The following is a 14,804-nucleotide window of genomic DNA, read 5'->3' on the forward strand; positions in this document are numbered from 1 at the left end:
GATCTCTGTCACAAGCGGTTTTTTTAACCAAGATTCAATCTTAATCTGGACGATGATGCTAAAGCTGATGGTGGTGTTTTATGCATTTTAGTTGGGTGGTTATGTAAAGCGAGCAGTAAGGTGTCGTACGCGGTTGTACATCTTAATCACCACGCAGATCATGCGCCAGAATGCGACTAACGGCGGGTGTATAAATAAACAAATATTGAAACGAAATCGGTTGCTATTTTTGCTGCGATCTATAATCTGCCGCAGATTTTTATTCAGAGCTCAAGGGGAAATAGTGTCGAACGATAATAATTACAGCCAGGGGGCCGTCCCCCTGGCTGCGCGAAAGGGCGTAATCTCGTTAACGTGTGTCATGTTGGGATTAACGTTTTTTTCAGCCAGTATGTGGACAGGAGGAACACTCGGTACCGGTCTGACATACAATGATTTCTTCTTAGCAGTTATCTTCGGTAATCTCCTTCTCGGTATCTACACTGCATTTCTCGGTTATATCGGCGCAAAGACCGGACTTTCGACTCATCTCCTCGCGCGTTACTCCTTTGGCATCAAAGGCTCATGGCTTCCTTCATTACTGCTCGGCGGCACTCAGGTCGGCTGGTTCGGGGTCGGCGTGGCCATGTTCGCCATTCCGGTCGGTAAAGCGACCGGCCTGGATGTTAATCTCCTGATAGCGATTTCAGGTATCCTGATGACGGTGACGATTTTCTTTGGCATCTCGGCATTAACGATTCTTTCTGCGGTGGCGGTGCCTGCCATTGCCATACTGGGCAGTTACTCGGTCTGGTTGGCGGTAAATGAGGTCGGTGGACTCGCGCAGTTGAAATCGATTGTCCCCAGCACCCCACTGGATTTCTCCACGGCGCTGGCGTTGGTGGTCGGGTCATTTGTCAGTGCCGGAACGCTGACTGCTGATTTCGTGCGCTTTGGACGCAACGCCAAAAGCGCGGTCATTGTGGCGATGATTGCCTTCTTCCTCGGCAACTCGCTGATGTTTATTTTTGGCGCGGCGGGTGCGGCGGCAGCCGGGCAATCAGACATTTCAGATGTCATGATTGCTCAGGGATTGTTAATTCCGGCAATTATCGTTCTGGGCCTGAATATCTGGACCACCAATGATAATGCTCTCTATGCCTCTGGCCTCGGTTTCGCTAACATCACCGGGCTCTCCAGCCGTGGTCTGTCAGTGGTCAATGGCATCATTGGCACCCTGTGCGCACTGTGGCTGTATAACAATTTCGTCGGCTGGTTAACTTTTCTTTCCTCCGCCATTCCGCCCATTGGCGGAGTGATTATCGCGGACTATCTGCTGAACCGTCAGCGCTATGCCAACTTCAGTACCGCCCGCTTTACGTCAGTGAATTGGATAGCCATACTGTCGGTCGCGCTGGGTATCGCTGCTGGCCACTATATTCCGGGTATTGTGCCCGTGAACGCAGTTCTGGGCGGGGTAGCGAGTTATGTTTCCCTGACGTTGTTGATGAATCGTCGTTTTGTTACTTCCCCGGAGGTTGAAAATGCAGAGTAATTCACTCGTTATCCATCATGCTCGTCTCCAGGGCCGTGAAGGGTTGTGGCAGATTACTATTGAAAATGGGTGCTTCAGCCGCATTGAACCGCAGGATACTGCACCGCCAGCCACAGGGAAGAGTCTGGACGCCGAAGGCGGGCTCGCGATCCCGCCTTTTGTTGAGCCGCATATTCATCTCGACACCACGCAAACAGCAGGCGAACCCAACTGGAATCAATCCGGTACTCTGTTTGAAGGGATTGAACGTTGGGCGGAGCGCAAAGCGCTGCTGACGCATAACGATGTGAAAACCCGCGCCATGCAAACCCTGAAGTGGCAAATTGCCAACGGGATACAGCATGTGAGAACGCATGTCGATGTCTCTGATCCGACGCTCACGGCCCTGAAAGCCATGATTGAGGTAAAGGAAGAGATCGCGCCATGGCTGGAACTGCAAATTGTGGCCTTTCCGCAGGAAGGGATCCTCTCCTACCCGAACGGCGAAGCCCTGCTGGAAGAGTCGCTGCGCCTCGGCGCCGATGTCATTGGCGCCATCCCGCATTTTGAGTTTACCCGGGAGTACGGTGTTGAGTCGTTACATAAGATTTTCGCCCTGGCGCAACAATACGACCGTCTGATTGATGTGCATTGCGACGAAATCGATGACGAGCAGTCGCGTTTTGTTGAGACGGTAGCGGCGCTGGCGCATCGCGACGGCGTGGGCGCGCGCGTGACCGCCAGCCATACCACGGCGATGCATTCGTACAACGGGGCTTATGCCTCGCGCCTCTTTCGTTTATTGAAGATGTCTGGCATCAATTTTGTCGCTAACCCGCTGGTGAATATTCACCTGCAGGGACGGTTCGACAGCTACCCGAAACGCCGCGGCGTGACGCGAGTCAAGGAGATGCTTGAGAACGACATCAATGTCTGCTTCGGTCACGATGACGTGTTCGACCCCTGGTATCCGCTGGGAACCGCCAATATGTTGCAAGTCCTGCATATGGGGCTGCATGTGTGCCAGTTGATGGGGTACCGTCAAATTGATGACGGGCTTAATCTGATAACCACCCACAGCGCCAAAACACTCAACCTGCAGGACTATGGCATTGTTATCGGCAATAGCGGCAATCTGGTCATTTTGCCAGCGGAAAACGGATTTGACGCCGTACGCCGCCAGGTCCCTACCCGCTACTCTATCCGCCACGGCAACGTGATCGCTCAAACCGTACCCGCAGAAACCACGCTGCATCTGACCGAGCCGGAAAAGGTCTCTTTCAAACGGTAATGGCATTATCAGTGGATGAAAAAAGGGCAGATTGCCCTTTTTTCATGTCGTCGCAAAATCCCCACTGTTGCAAATTGTTTTGTTACCAAGATGTAAAATAGGGTAAACGCACCGGACAACCCCGTCTGGACGCCGCATAATGGCCTGGCTTAGAGAGAGATCTCTTTTAACATTGGCTGTTTGTATGGAGTGTGTATGGGTTTCTGGCGTATTGTTTTTACTATTTTGATCCCGCCGCTGGGCGTACTGCTGGGCAAAGGGTTCGGCTGGGCGTTCATCATTAATATCATTTTGACGCTGCTCGGCTATATTCCGGGGTTGATTCACGCATTCTGGGTACAAACCCGCGACTGATGTAACGAAAACGGGGCTGCGCTGGCAGCCCCGTTTCTGTTGTTATCCTCCAGCGCTATTTGCGCATGACGCCTTCGTAAATCAATTTGAGCGCGAAAACGCCGATCACCGCGCCGATTACCCGGCTGGCGATACGTTGAACCCGGGCGTAGCCGCGGCGCACGGCGGGCAACGAGAAGGCCTGGCTGAGAAAGAGTCGCCAGATGACCGAACTCAGCACAATACCACACCACGCCAGCAGCTTTGCCCATGTTGGCGTGGCGGCGCTGAGCGTGACGGAAAAGATACTGATAAAAAACAGCACGGTCTGCGGATTTGACAGGCAGGTCAGCAGGCCGGTGCGAAAGAAAACGTGCCACGGCGCGGTAATCGGCTGCAGCAGCGCGGATGACTGCGGCGAGGGCTGACGCTTCATGCTTTTTATCGCAAACCACAGCAGATAGCCGCCGCCGACAACCTTAATTATCGAGAAAAGCCCTTCGCACTGCGTGATGAGTGTGGCCATACCGAACAGACCCAGCCCGGAGTAAAAGGTATCTCCCAGCGCTACGCCAAGACCGGTCAGCGCTCCCGCGCGTCGTCCGGAAGCCAGACTGGTTTGCACCACGACAAACAGGTTAGCGCCGGGGTTGAAAAAGGTGAGGACGAACAAACCCACCGTCAGGACGATGGCGTGCAGCGGTTCCATAGGCAAAATCATCCACTCATGTTATCTGCCACCAGAATACGGGCTCCAGTCCTTGCGTGCTGCGAGAAGCATCACAGCCGGAAAATATAAAAATGAGCGCTGCAAAATATGACAAATGGCTATTTTTAGGGGGAATCCCTCCCTTTATTTTTTGACGAGGTATTATCTGCCCATCCGGCATATCCAGTGGTGCCGGTCGTATTTAGCATAGCCTTATTATGTGTTTATGGAGTGTATTATGATTAACCGATTTACACTGTCTACGGTGGGTGTTTTTGTCGCAGCAGTACTGGTTACCGCCGGCGTCAGTGCAGTCTCTAAGGGCGTTACCCCTAAAAATATGAACTGCCAGGAGTTCATCGATCTCAATCCGCAGACCATGGCGCCGGTCGCGTTCTGGATGCTGAATGAAGACGAAGACTTTAAAGGCGGCGACTACGTGGATTTCAACGAAACCGAGACCACGGCAGTTCCGTTGACCATTGAACTTTGCAAAAAACATCCGCAAAGCGCGCTGAAGAATATTAAGGATGAAGTGAAAAAAGAATTAAAAAAATAGCCCCCTGTTTTTAGCATCGGTTTTCCCCTGAGACCTGACGACCGTCAGGTTTACGCCCCTCGCTTGCGAAGGGGCGCGTTCGTCCAGCGCTAAAATCAGAAGAACCGGTGGGGACTATGATTCTGACCAAGTCAGCCTGAGCGGTGTATTGCGTTTCTGGCAGGAGTTTCGCACCAATAAGGCGGCTCAGACGCTGAAGTCGATGGTCAGAACGACCGCTACGGTGCTGCGTCGCGGCGGTGAAGGTAGCATTATCCACCTGTTATAGAGGTGGATGAGGAAATAAAGTGGTAATTCCAGTAGGTAATATATTTTATCTGTTGTAAGACAGCATTTATTAGCGTTGGTATTTCCTGTGGAAATAATGCATGTGCAGAATTAAAATATTTATTTATTTAAAATTGTTTAGCATAATAAAACATTTCCCGGTGCGTAATAATACGCATCAATCTCCTTGCTATTTTTTTATTTTTTGAATAATTCATTATTTTCAGTATGTTAGGAATTTGATTGATTTTATCTATGATTTCGATATTCAAAATTTATTTTTACATGTGAGATGAGCGTATATAAGCTATTGCTGAATAGTCCTGTCATTCTTCGGACGTTTGACTCCTCTTGAAAACGTTAGTTTCGCCCAGTGCATTTATTTTTGCTCACTGCGGGCGGGTACATCTGTTGTTAAGGGGAACGGCAATATCTCACGAGAACAATAATGTTAAAAACTTTAAATAAGGCCTCGGTACGCCCATTCTATCCACTGCACAGTAATATTATCCGGGCCAGAAAATTTACCTGGTTGGGCGGGATATTTACCTTCATGGTTATCACCTCTTTAACGCTATCCGATGCCCATGCGGGAGGTGATGGCGCATTGTCAGGCGTACCGGGTGGTGCAGGGAGCCAGGTAACCGGTGGCGGTGGAGCAGGTGGCGCCACATGGAGCGGCGGTGGTGGTAGCGCAACGGAGGGTAAAGGCGCTGATGGGCAGGGTGGTAATGCGGCTGGATTAGGGGGCGACCCGGGTATGCGTATTACGGTGCCACAGACCATCACCAACGGCGTATCGGGCGTCAATGGCACCAATGGCGGGAAGCAGGGGCCGGCTGGCGGCGGCGGGGGTGGGGGAACCGGGATTGTGGTTTCCGGTAACTCGCAACTTACCATTCAGGGCGCCGTAGTGACCGGGGGCGTCGGTGGATCTGGCGGCCCCGACAACTCGGATACGGGCAGCGGTGGCGGTGGCGCCGGTGTGCTGACCGATGGCAGCCTGATCCTGACGGGCAACGGCGCGGCCATTACCGGTGGCGCGGGGGGAACGGGGCAGACCGGCGGAAGCTCGGGCGGCGGCGGCGGTACCGGGGTTGTGATGACGGGGGGAACAACGACGAGTCTCACCAACGAAGGGGGCTCGATTACCGGTGGTGTTGGTGGCCGGGCCATTGCCGGGGGCGGCGGTGGCGCAGCCATTGTCACCAATGCGAACGTCACTAACCTTGCCGGGGGGAGCATTACCGGAGGGGATGGCGGCCTTCTTCCGTCCGCCAGTATCTCTGCGAGCGGTGGCGGCGGTGCGGGGATTCTGGTGTCCGGCAATGGTCAGAACACGATCTCGGTAGTGAATAACGGGGTGATTACCGGCGGCAACGGCGGGCCGTCTTTTGCGTTTGGCAATGGAGGGGCTGGCGGTGCTGGCGAAGGGGGGGCCCAGGGAGGGAATCGCGCCAATGGCTGGCTTGGTGATGGAGGCGCGGGGATTAAAGGCGCCAATTTATCTGTCGTGAACGCTGGCGCGATTAAGGGCGGCGTGAGTGGCGCCCCTCTGTTTGGCGGCGGAACGCAGAGACAGGCGAATGCGGTAGCGTTTACCGGCGGTGTGAACCGACTGGAACTTCAGGCTGGCTGGTCGTTCGTCGGTAACGTGGTGGGCATGGCCGGGTCAACGAATACTCTGGCGTTGGGGGGCGATACGACGCAGCCGCAAGGGGGTGGGGCAACGGTGTTTGACGTCAGTCAACTCGTCCCAACCGGCGGTAATGGTCAGTTTCAGGGGTTTAGCGCCTTCGAAAAAACGGGCGCCAGCACGTGGCAGTTAACCGGTACCACCACGCAATTAACCCCGTGGAAAATTAGCGGCGGCACGCTGTCAGTAAGTTCCGATGGCGCTCTGGGAGACGTGAGCGGCGTTCTGACGCTGCTGAATAACGCAACGCTTGCGACAACGGCCAGCATTTCGACGCTGCGCAATATTGTGCTGGGGCAGGGCGGTGGGAACATTGACGTTGCGCCTTCGACTACGCTTGCGCTTTCGGGCGTGATTTCTGGCCAGGGAGCGCTAACAAAAAGTGGCGATGGACTAATGCTGCTGACGGGCACCAATACGTATTCTGGCGGAACCACCATCGCGGGGGGAACCCTGCAATTGGGCGACGGCGGCAGCACCGGCTCTCTGTCTGGCAATGTGTTGAACAACGGTTCACTGGTTATTGATCGCAATGATACGTTGAACGTCGACGGGCAGATTTCCGGGAGCGGTAACCTCACCCAGGCCGGAACCGGTACGACGATCCTCACGGCGGATAACAGCTATACTGGCGCCACGGCGGTTTCTGCCGGGACATTGATTATCAATGGTAATCAGTCGGCGGCTACCGGGTTGACGACCGTTAACACGGGGGCCACGCTTGGCGGGAATGGCACCCTGGGCGGCAGCGTGGCGGTGGCGGATGGCGCGACGCTTGCGCCCGGGAATGTGGGTTCGGTGCCCGGGACGTTGACCATTCAACAAAACCTGCGGCTCAGCAACGGCTCGTTGCTGGATTATCACTTTGGCCAGGCCGGGGTACCCGGTGGTGCGCTGAATGATCTGGTTAAGGTGCACGGTGACCTGACGCTGGATGGAACCATTAATGTGAAAACCACGCCAGGTGGCAGTTTTGACCCAGGTATTTACCGGGTTTTCACTTATGACGGTAACCTGACCAATAATGGTCTGCAGATAGGGACTATCCCCTCACCGAATTACTACGTTCAGACCAGCGTGCAAAAGCAGGTCAACCTCATCAACACCAACGGACTGACCCTGAGCTTCTGGGATGGGGCGAACGGCGGTCGTAATGACGGGATTATTGATGGCGGCGATGGCCTCTGGCAAAACTCCCGCGGAAATTCGAACTGGACAACCTGGAGCGGGTCTGTCAACGCACCGTTCAGCGATGCTGCGTTTGCGGTTTTCACCGCATCGCCGGGTACGGTTCGCGTGGATAACAGCCTGGGGCAGGTGACCGCTGGCGGGATGCAGTTTGATGCCAACGGTTATCACCTGACTGGCGATGCCATTCAGCTCGCACAGACCAGCGCGGATTCTCCGGCGTCGGTGATTCGGGTGGGGAATGGCACCACCGATGGCGCAGTTGATATTGCCACTATCGACAACACGCTTTTTGGTGATGTTCAACTGCGTAAAACGGATTTGGGTACGCTGGTTCTGAATGCCGCCAATACCTACACCGGCGGCACGGCGGTGGACGGCGGTACGCTGGTGGTGGGCGATATCAACCATCAGGGTGCAGGCCTGGGGGCGGGCGATGTGACCATTTCTGACAGCGGAACGTTATCCGGTACCGGCGTCGTGGCGGGACATGTCACCAACAACGGTACTGTGGCCGCGCTTAACGCTTTGTCCGGGCAACAAAGCACGCCTGTCAGCAATTTGACGCTGGCAAACGGGCTCACCAACAATGGGACTATCAACCTCGCGGGGCAACAAGGGCAGGCCGGAAATACGCTGACGGTCAAAAATGACTATGTCGGCAATCAGGGCCAGCTCATTCTGAACACCTTTATGGGGGATGACAGCTCTGCCAGCGATCGCCTGGTGCTGGATAACGCAAAGGCGACGGGGAATACTGCGGTAGTGATTAAACATGCGGGCGGTAATGGTGCGCAAACGCAGACGGGGATTCTGCTGGTGGATGCGCGCAACGGGAGTACTACCGATCCAAATGCCTTTTTCCTCTCGGCTAAATCGGATGGTTACCGTAAGAGCATCGGTACTATTGCTTCCGGCGCCTATGACTACTCGCTGGTGCGTGGCGGGAATGGCGGGAATGCCGACTCCTGGTATCTGACTTCGCTTAATGTGAACCGCAGTGGCGACCCGGACAGTCAGTCGCAATCTGCCAGACCTTCACTGCGACCGGAGATTGGCTCCTACATTGATAATATTCGTGCCGCGAATACGCTGTTTGCGATGACGCTGTACGACCGCCTGGGGAATGCGCAGAACTTCTTGCCGTCACAGGGGGAAGGTGCGTCTTCATTCTGGATACGCAACGTCGGCGGGCATAATAATGCCGACGCTGGCGCGGGCGCCATTTCCACTCAGGCTAACCGCTATGTCCTGCAAATGGGCGGCGATATTGTCAATGGTTCTACCGACGGTAGAAACCGCTTTCTCGCTGGGGTGATGGGTGGTTATGCCAATGAGCGCAGCAACAGTGTCTCTCAGGGCTCCGGGTTAACCTCAAAAGGCAGCGTCAACGGCTACAGTGTGGGTGTGTACGGTACCTGGTATGCGAATGGAGAAGAGAACCAGGGAGGCTATGTGGATTCCTGGGCACTGTACAACTGGTTTGATAACCGCGTTGAGGGCGAAGGACTGGCGGCCGAGCGCTATACGTCAAAAGGCATGACGGCCTCTCTGGAAACGGGGTATACCTATAAAACAGGGGAATATGAGACGTTTGCCGGATCCGCCAATGACGTCTTTATTCAGCCTAAAGCGCAGGTCATTTGGATGGGCGTCACCGCGGATAATCACACCGAGCAGAACGGTACGCAGGTAAGTAGCTCCGGGGACAATAATGTACAAACCCGCCTGGGATTCCGGGCGTTCCTGAAAGGGAAAAGCCAGCTTGATGGCATGACTCAGCGCGAGTTTGAGCCGTTCGCAGAAGTAAACTGGATCCATAACACCAGCGCTTACGGCGCGACGATGGATGGCGTTAACACGCAGGTGGATGGCACCCACAACATCGGTGAAATCAAAGTCGGTGTGGAAGGGAAAATCAACCGGCAGTTGTCATTCTGGGGGAACGTCGCTGAACAACTGGGCGGTCAGGGTTACAACGACACCCAGGGCACATTAGGAATGCGTTATTCCTTCTAAGCAGCAGGCATATCACCTGCGTGTCGGGTGATATGCCGGTAACTCCCTACTTCTGGTCACTAAAATAACAGACGCGCCGGGCGCGTCTCTTTGCATCACGGACCCCGTTCCCGTTGGTCTATGGTTTACGGCGGTGTACCGGTATGTCGCCAGTGTTATGTAACGCGCCAGGGAACTTCTCCATCCACAGGTTGACATTGCGTTGGTTGATAAAGGTGACGCTCATCCCCTCAATGCATCCCCACAGCTCGCGGGTATGCTGGGGCGTGATCACGATGCAATCCGGCATCACCCGAATTTTGACCGGCATTCCCTCGATAAAACCTGCCGCGACCAGCCACTCGCCGCGCAGCTCAATATGATGGTAGCGGATACGCGAATACAGCTCGCCGCACACCGCTGTTTCTCCTTTAGCGGTTGTTCGCGTATGGAACGTCGCGCTCACCGGCGTGGCGTCATGCAAACGATAAACGTTTTTTTTGCGAAACAGCTCGTGAAACGTGGCTGTATTTTTCCCATCTTCCGCCACGGTTTGGGAAAACGTACCTGCTGGTTTAAACTCCGACTCAGCCATAATCAACTCCGATTTAGTTGGTGGTGGTTAGCGGCCTGGCGGTGGGCAAACACCGTCAGGCCGCGATTAAACGTATTAAACGACCCGACCAACCTACTGCGAAACGAATAAGCTGAATATAAACACAGCCATTAATGAGCCTGGAAAAGTAAAAAATGCGAGGGGGCTTCAGAGAAAGGGCGGCAGGGGTGAAACGGGTTGCAGATAACGGGTGTACATTCGGAGATCCGCCAGGCAAATAGTCCTTGCATGGTGGTATTTAGCAAGCAGGGTTACGCCGATCACTGGGCAGGATGTTACGGCCTGCACATATATTACTTACGGCGGATCAGTCGGTAAGTGAGGAGGGTCAGTATGATGGATAGTAACGCTGAACTGACCAGGGTGAGATCTGCCATAAAGTCATAGATCCGTTCGTCACCGAATTCGTGTTCTCCATAGATATGTATGCTGTGGGATACCAGGAAACCATCAAGATACAAAACCCATTCAAGGGGAAACACCAGCGACCATACAGCGGCAACAACGATAAACCAAACGACCAGCAGTGTTATCAACGTAAGGGATTTAGCGATCATCAAGTCACCGTGATTGTTCCGTATGCCTTAAAACTACTACAGGGTACCTGCATCATTTGTGGTTTTGGACAGAGCTTTACTGAGGTAGTCGAAATCGCTTTGGAAAGATAACGTAATGCATCCTTCACTTAACCCCATTGGCCAATGGGATGAAGTCGAAAATTTCCACGCTTTACCCCTTCAACAAAAACCGAATCGTCAATCTGCCAATCCTCTTTATACAGCGCAAACCATGATTCTCGATCCGTGCCATAGAAATTTTTGAGGAAAAAATTTCTGAGCCCACCGAGACGCCCGCCACTTTTGCGGCCCACAATAAAGTAACGGCCTGGCGGGATCGGACCGATGTCTTCCCTGCTTGCCATCGTTACATTATTACGCCCATAAAGTTGGCCGGAGAACGCAGGGAAATTGCCGACACCGGGAACGCTGAGGATAGAGGTTGGTAAGCCGTTTAACGCATATCTGGCAATAATCATACTGTTACTCGCATGTTCCACCCGTCAGTAAACTGGATGTTACCGTCACAATGTTTCCAGGTGATTTTTTCATAGCGTAACTCGACGGCTTCGTTGTGGTTATGCTTCTCCATATCTGCATTTTTTACGTTGTGCATCACTGGCGTTACGCCGACGATCTTCACGTTCTCGAGGAACATGTTGAAGTATTCAACCTCTTGCCCTGCATCGCTGATTCGGTACCACTTTATTTCAGCAGATTTTAACGTCTGTCCTGTCGCAACGGCCCGATAAAGGTATGGCGACGACGAGTCGAATTCTTTTTCTATTATCAAAGGGGAATGGATTCGGGTGCCGGTTAGTTTACCTGTGTTGCCGTCAGTGGGGATGTGTAACCCATGCCCGAATGATAAAACCTCAATGCTGCCTTCGCGATTGTGCACATCCACAGAGCCTTTTATATCAGCCCCTCCATCATCTTTAAGCCATAAGTAAGCAGGAATAGCCATTTTAAAACCTCATTTTATTCGTTAAAGAAGTGAAAGTCTTAACTAATAGACATTGTTTTAAAAGGGTTATCCCTGGCAATTTGTGCCATAGATTTTGTGAATTATTTACATGCATTGATACTTTTTCTGCATTAGAAGTATGGTGGGCTTTTATTGTTACCATGTTTTCAGCGTGTGCGTGTATTTCACGTGTATTTTATTTTTTTCTCGGGCCTGGTCATTATCTGTTTTTATTGCAGTTGTCTGATTGCAGTCCTGGCAAAAGTGCTGGTTGCCGGGATCTCAAAAAGTGAATGGCCCGGATTGCAGGGATGCTTACAAAATCTGATACCTATCTCAACACGCTCTCTACAACAGGGCTGGCGAAGTTTGGTGGACGTATAGCGACCAACGGACTCAATCCCAACGATCTACCTGCGGGCTGGGCCGGAGGTGTTCGCACTTATGATTTATATGCGTCTGGAACTGTTGGCGCTGGAACAGGAAAAACGGTTAAAGCTTATATGAACAGCGCAGGTAATATTTATGCGTCAGGAAATTTAACTGCTGGAACGATAAAATCCAATGGCACCATTGAATCAGTAGGCAGGATCAAAGTGGGTGAATATCTTCACCTGAATGGTCAGGCAACACTGAATGCGAAATGTACGCCTAATGGTCTGGTGGGCCGAGACAGTGTTGGTAAGGTTTTATCCTGTGTCAGCGGTAAATGGTCAGAACTTACACCTGCGGCGGCGTCAGGTATTTATGTTCGATATTATAATAGTGTGAAATGGTCCTGTACTGTCCCTAACAGAGCAACAGGTGGCTGCTCGTGCTCATCAGGGCTAAACAGTATTCTGATAAATACTGACTCAGAAACGTCATGTAGTGGTGGTAAAAATGATCACTGTAGAACATCGACACAATATTTTTATGCTTGTGTTTAGGTAATCTATTGAGGTGAAAGAAAAAGAGTCATAATGACTCTTTTTCTATTTAAAATGATACATTTTATTTTTCTTAAGTTGCCTTTTTTATTGCATTATCACAAGACAGACGCTCTGATATGATTTCATCATATTTCAGCTCCACTAATTCCTTCAAAGAGTATTCAATCTTTTTAGAAATGGCTTTTTTCGATTCCAAATTCATATTATTGTCTGAAGTTATTTTCGTACAATAGAAAGTGAACTCACTATCTTCTGATGATTCATTTTTCCTGCTAGTGGAACTGAATAAAAAAGATACTTTGCATTTACCAGCGTTTTGTCCGAATGAAAATCGATATTCAATCTCCATTTTTTGAATATGGAAATACACATAGTATTTTTCATCAGAGATAAGGAAAATATCGTTAAGCTTCTCCCCATCGATCTTTATTTTTTTAACTGTTTGCTTCATCCAAGATATCTGTGGATCGTTTGGTATCGATGGACCTTGAGGGTCTAGATTAATTTCTATATTGTCAACAGTCCCTGTTGATATCTTCTTGGGCAAACCTCCAGTTAGTCTCTTAAAGAAGCGAACTCTTTCTTCATTATCAAATGAACCAAATGTTATAATATTAGGTATCTCTGATTTTACTATGTTCAAATCATGCAATGATTTTGATATTTTTGCTGTTATTTTTTTGTTTATTTTTTCTGTTTCTTTAGATGAGTGAGTTGTTAAGAAATCAAGTTTTAATTTGTTTCCTATACGTTCGATAGTGACTTCTCCTGAGAAGTTAAGTTCTCGCTCGATCCAATCTTTGCTATAATCTTTTCTATTTATTTTATAGTTAACTATTATTTTATTTCCATCAATTACTATATCAGGATATTCGATGAATTCAATATTTTCTATATCAAAAATTAAATTTGTTCCATTTGATGGATCTTCGAATAAGTCCCGAAGTGGTGTAATCCAATCGACACCATCCGAAGTCAAATCGTGTGATAAAGTTTTATTTTTCGGTGTTGATTCTCTATTTACACTTGTTTCAATTAGTTGCGAAAACTGATCTGGTGTAAGAAGAGTTGATGATAGTAAAGGAACTGTAATAGATTTATCTGCATCACCAATAAATATACCTTTCTTCTTTAAGGTATTGTGAATTTCACCATAGGAAATGTGTTCACTATTAAGGAGAACTCTCAGGTCGCCACCAGATAATATATTGGAATTTATATCAAATTTATTTTCCATGATGAATGTTACTCCAGTAAACTAAGGATTGACCGATTGAAAGAGAAGGGGGATATACTTTCATCTCTATTTGAAAAACTCATTCTTGCTATTTGGGCTTCTTGTTCATGTTTTGTTGGATTATAGTCAGGCATACCAATTTTTATTTCACGAACTAGCCCATTTGAAAACTGAAGTGCATAGGATATTAGTTTTTTGTAGGAATCATTACTAAAACTCTGATTTGCGTAGAAAACCAAACTGATACCAGTCTCTGTGTCTATTGTAAAAGGTATTATTTCTGACGCTATTAATTCTAATGGTAAGCTATTACCAACTCTATTTTCTTCTACTAAAATCGATGAGCCTATTCTTGGGTAGAAAAAATTGATTTTTTTATCAGCATATCGCCGTTTAACATCGTCTATTGTTTTTAGCAAAAAGGATGCTCTGGCATTATCAATAACATATACTGGATATTTTACAGTTTGGTCAATGCGTGTTGTAGCCAAAGTTGATATGATATCGCATTCAATATTTGATTCATCATTATGTAGCCAAATAAGGAGGCCTGTATTTATTTTATTTTTTCTGGACCTATTAGCTGTATTTAGTGCTTTTAACTCTGGACTATTTTTAGCGCAATCTATAGTTTGCTGTAATTCCTTTATATGCTCTTTAAACTTTGACTTTAATGTTCCCTCAGCAGGGTATTTTGCTAAATTGTTTTTTACAGAAACATGAACTATATTTGTTGTTTCATCGTGAAAGGGGCTATGATAGATGTATATTTGATCTTCACCATGTGTTGTTCTTTGTTTTCCTGATTTTGATACATGCTCTGCTGTATTGCATTTTATTGGTACATTATGCAATGAAATGATCCATCCTATACTGGATAATATTTGCTCAGTGAGCTTTTCTCCAATTTCACCAGATCTTTTTGATGGTTCGCCCATGAT

12 protein-coding genes and 1 pseudogene are annotated in these 14,804 nt (G+C 49.7%); 6 read left to right on the plus strand and 7 right to left on the minus strand.

Annotated elements, in window-relative coordinates; translation table 11 throughout:
- Window positions 1-283 precede the first annotated feature (283 nt).
- The 3 genes from codB to JO226_RS17825 all read left to right on the plus strand — a co-directional run bounded on the left by codB (window position 284) and on the right by JO226_RS17825 (window position 3,158).
- Window positions 284-1,534: a cytosine permease gene (codB, locus tag JO226_RS17815; protein ID WP_293640646.1), complete on the plus strand. Its 1,251-nt coding sequence runs from the start codon at window positions 284-286 to the stop codon at window positions 1,532-1,534.
- Window positions 1,524-2,804: a cytosine deaminase gene (locus tag JO226_RS17820; RefSeq protein WP_293640649.1), complete on the plus strand. Its 1,281-nt coding sequence runs from the start codon at window positions 1,524-1,526 to the stop codon at window positions 2,802-2,804. The genes codB and JO226_RS17820 overlap by 11 nt, the downstream gene beginning before the upstream one ends.
- 195 nt (window positions 2,805-2,999) lie before the next feature.
- Window positions 3,000-3,158, plus strand: a complete 159-nt coding sequence (locus JO226_RS17825; protein ID WP_013365076.1) for a YqaE/Pmp3 family membrane protein — start codon at window positions 3,000-3,002, stop codon at window positions 3,156-3,158.
- 55 nt (window positions 3,159-3,213) lie between these two features.
- Here JO226_RS17825 and JO226_RS17830 read toward each other — a convergent pair whose 3' ends face one another.
- Window positions 3,214-3,846, minus strand: a complete 633-nt coding sequence (locus JO226_RS17830; protein ID WP_293640652.1) for a LysE family transporter — start codon at window positions 3,844-3,846, stop codon at window positions 3,214-3,216.
- 241 nt (window positions 3,847-4,087) lie between these two features.
- Here JO226_RS17830 and hdeB point away from each other — a divergent pair, with 241 nt between their 5' ends.
- Both hdeB and JO226_RS17840 read left to right on the plus strand, forming a co-directional pair.
- A complete protein-coding gene (gene hdeB / locus JO226_RS17835; RefSeq protein WP_293640931.1) occupies window positions 4,088-4,405 on the plus strand; it encodes an acid-activated periplasmic chaperone HdeB in 318 nt (105 codons plus the stop codon).
- Between the two features lie 715 nt (window positions 4,406-5,120).
- Window positions 5,121-9,575, plus strand: a complete 4,455-nt coding sequence (locus JO226_RS17840; protein WP_293640655.1) for an autotransporter outer membrane beta-barrel domain-containing protein — start codon at window positions 5,121-5,123, stop codon at window positions 9,573-9,575.
- Between the two features lie 118 nt (window positions 9,576-9,693).
- Here the strand turns inward: JO226_RS17840 and JO226_RS17845 are convergent, their stop codons facing one another.
- The 4 genes from JO226_RS17845 to JO226_RS17860 form a co-directional block, all read right to left on the minus strand.
- A complete protein-coding gene (locus JO226_RS17845; protein WP_293640658.1) occupies window positions 9,694-10,149 on the minus strand; it encodes a SymE family type I addiction module toxin in 456 nt (151 codons plus the stop codon).
- A gap of 314 nt (window positions 10,150-10,463) precedes the next feature.
- On the minus strand, window positions 10,464-10,727 hold the full coding sequence (locus JO226_RS17850) for a hypothetical protein (RefSeq protein WP_293640660.1): 264 nt from the start codon (window positions 10,725-10,727) through the stop codon (window positions 10,464-10,466).
- A gap of 128 nt (window positions 10,728-10,855) precedes the next feature.
- Window positions 10,856-11,206, minus strand: coding sequence for a DUF2778 domain-containing protein (locus JO226_RS17855; protein WP_293640662.1), 351 nt, complete (start codon window positions 11,204-11,206; stop codon window positions 10,856-10,858).
- A complete protein-coding gene (locus JO226_RS17860; RefSeq protein ID WP_293640664.1) occupies window positions 11,203-11,694 on the minus strand; it encodes an Hcp family type VI secretion system effector in 492 nt (163 codons plus the stop codon). The genes JO226_RS17855 and JO226_RS17860 overlap by 4 nt, the downstream gene beginning before the upstream one ends.
- 320 nt (window positions 11,695-12,014) lie before the next feature.
- Between JO226_RS17860 and pilV the strand changes: the two are divergent.
- Window positions 12,015-12,623: pseudogene (pilV, locus tag JO226_RS17865) on the plus strand (shufflon system plasmid conjugative transfer pilus tip adhesin PilV); the annotation flags it as partial.
- 73 nt (window positions 12,624-12,696) lie between these two features.
- Here pilV and JO226_RS17870 read toward each other — a convergent pair.
- Window positions 12,697-13,863, minus strand: coding sequence for a hypothetical protein (locus JO226_RS17870; protein WP_293640667.1), 1,167 nt, complete (start codon window positions 13,861-13,863; stop codon window positions 12,697-12,699).
- Window positions 13,864-13,871: 8 nt separating this feature from the next.
- On the minus strand, window positions 13,872-14,801 hold the full coding sequence (locus JO226_RS17875) for a hypothetical protein (RefSeq protein WP_293640670.1): 930 nt from the start codon (window positions 14,799-14,801) through the stop codon (window positions 13,872-13,874).
- Window positions 14,802-14,804: the final 3 nt, after the last annotated feature.

It is taken from the genome of Pluralibacter sp., assembly GCF_019237635.1.
Classification (GTDB): domain Bacteria; phylum Pseudomonadota; class Gammaproteobacteria; order Enterobacterales; family Enterobacteriaceae; genus Enterobacter_B.

Excerpts from the sequence above, each read along its gene's own strand:
- JO226_RS17845 (WP_293640658.1), bottom strand. The coding sequence starts at position 10,149 with ATGGCTGAGTCGGAGTTTAAACCAGCAGGTACGTTTTCCCAAACCGTG.
- JO226_RS17850 (WP_293640660.1), bottom strand. The coding sequence starts at position 10,727 with ATGATCGCTAAATCCCTTACGTTGATAACACTGCTGGTCGTTTGGTTT.
- JO226_RS17840 (WP_293640655.1), top strand. The coding sequence starts at position 5,121 with ATGTTAAAAACTTTAAATAAGGCCTCGGTACGCCCATTCTATCCACTG.
- JO226_RS17860 (WP_293640664.1), bottom strand. The coding sequence starts at position 11,694 with ATGGCTATTCCTGCTTACTTATGGCTTAAAGATGATGGAGGGGCTGAT.
- JO226_RS17825 (WP_013365076.1), top strand. The coding sequence starts at position 3,000 with ATGGGTTTCTGGCGTATTGTTTTTACTATTTTGATCCCGCCGCTGGGC.
- JO226_RS17820 (WP_293640649.1), top strand. The coding sequence starts at position 1,524 with ATGCAGAGTAATTCACTCGTTATCCATCATGCTCGTCTCCAGGGCCGT.
- JO226_RS17875 (WP_293640670.1), bottom strand. The coding sequence starts at position 14,801 with ATGGGCGAACCATCAAAAAGATCTGGTGAAATTGGAGAAAAGCTCACT.
- JO226_RS17870 (WP_293640667.1), bottom strand. The coding sequence starts at position 13,863 with ATGGAAAATAAATTTGATATAAATTCCAATATATTATCTGGTGGCGAC.
- JO226_RS17830 (WP_293640652.1), bottom strand. The coding sequence starts at position 3,846 with ATGGAACCGCTGCACGCCATCGTCCTGACGGTGGGTTTGTTCGTCCTC.
- JO226_RS17855 (WP_293640662.1), bottom strand. The coding sequence starts at position 11,206 with ATGATTATTGCCAGATATGCGTTAAACGGCTTACCAACCTCTATCCTC.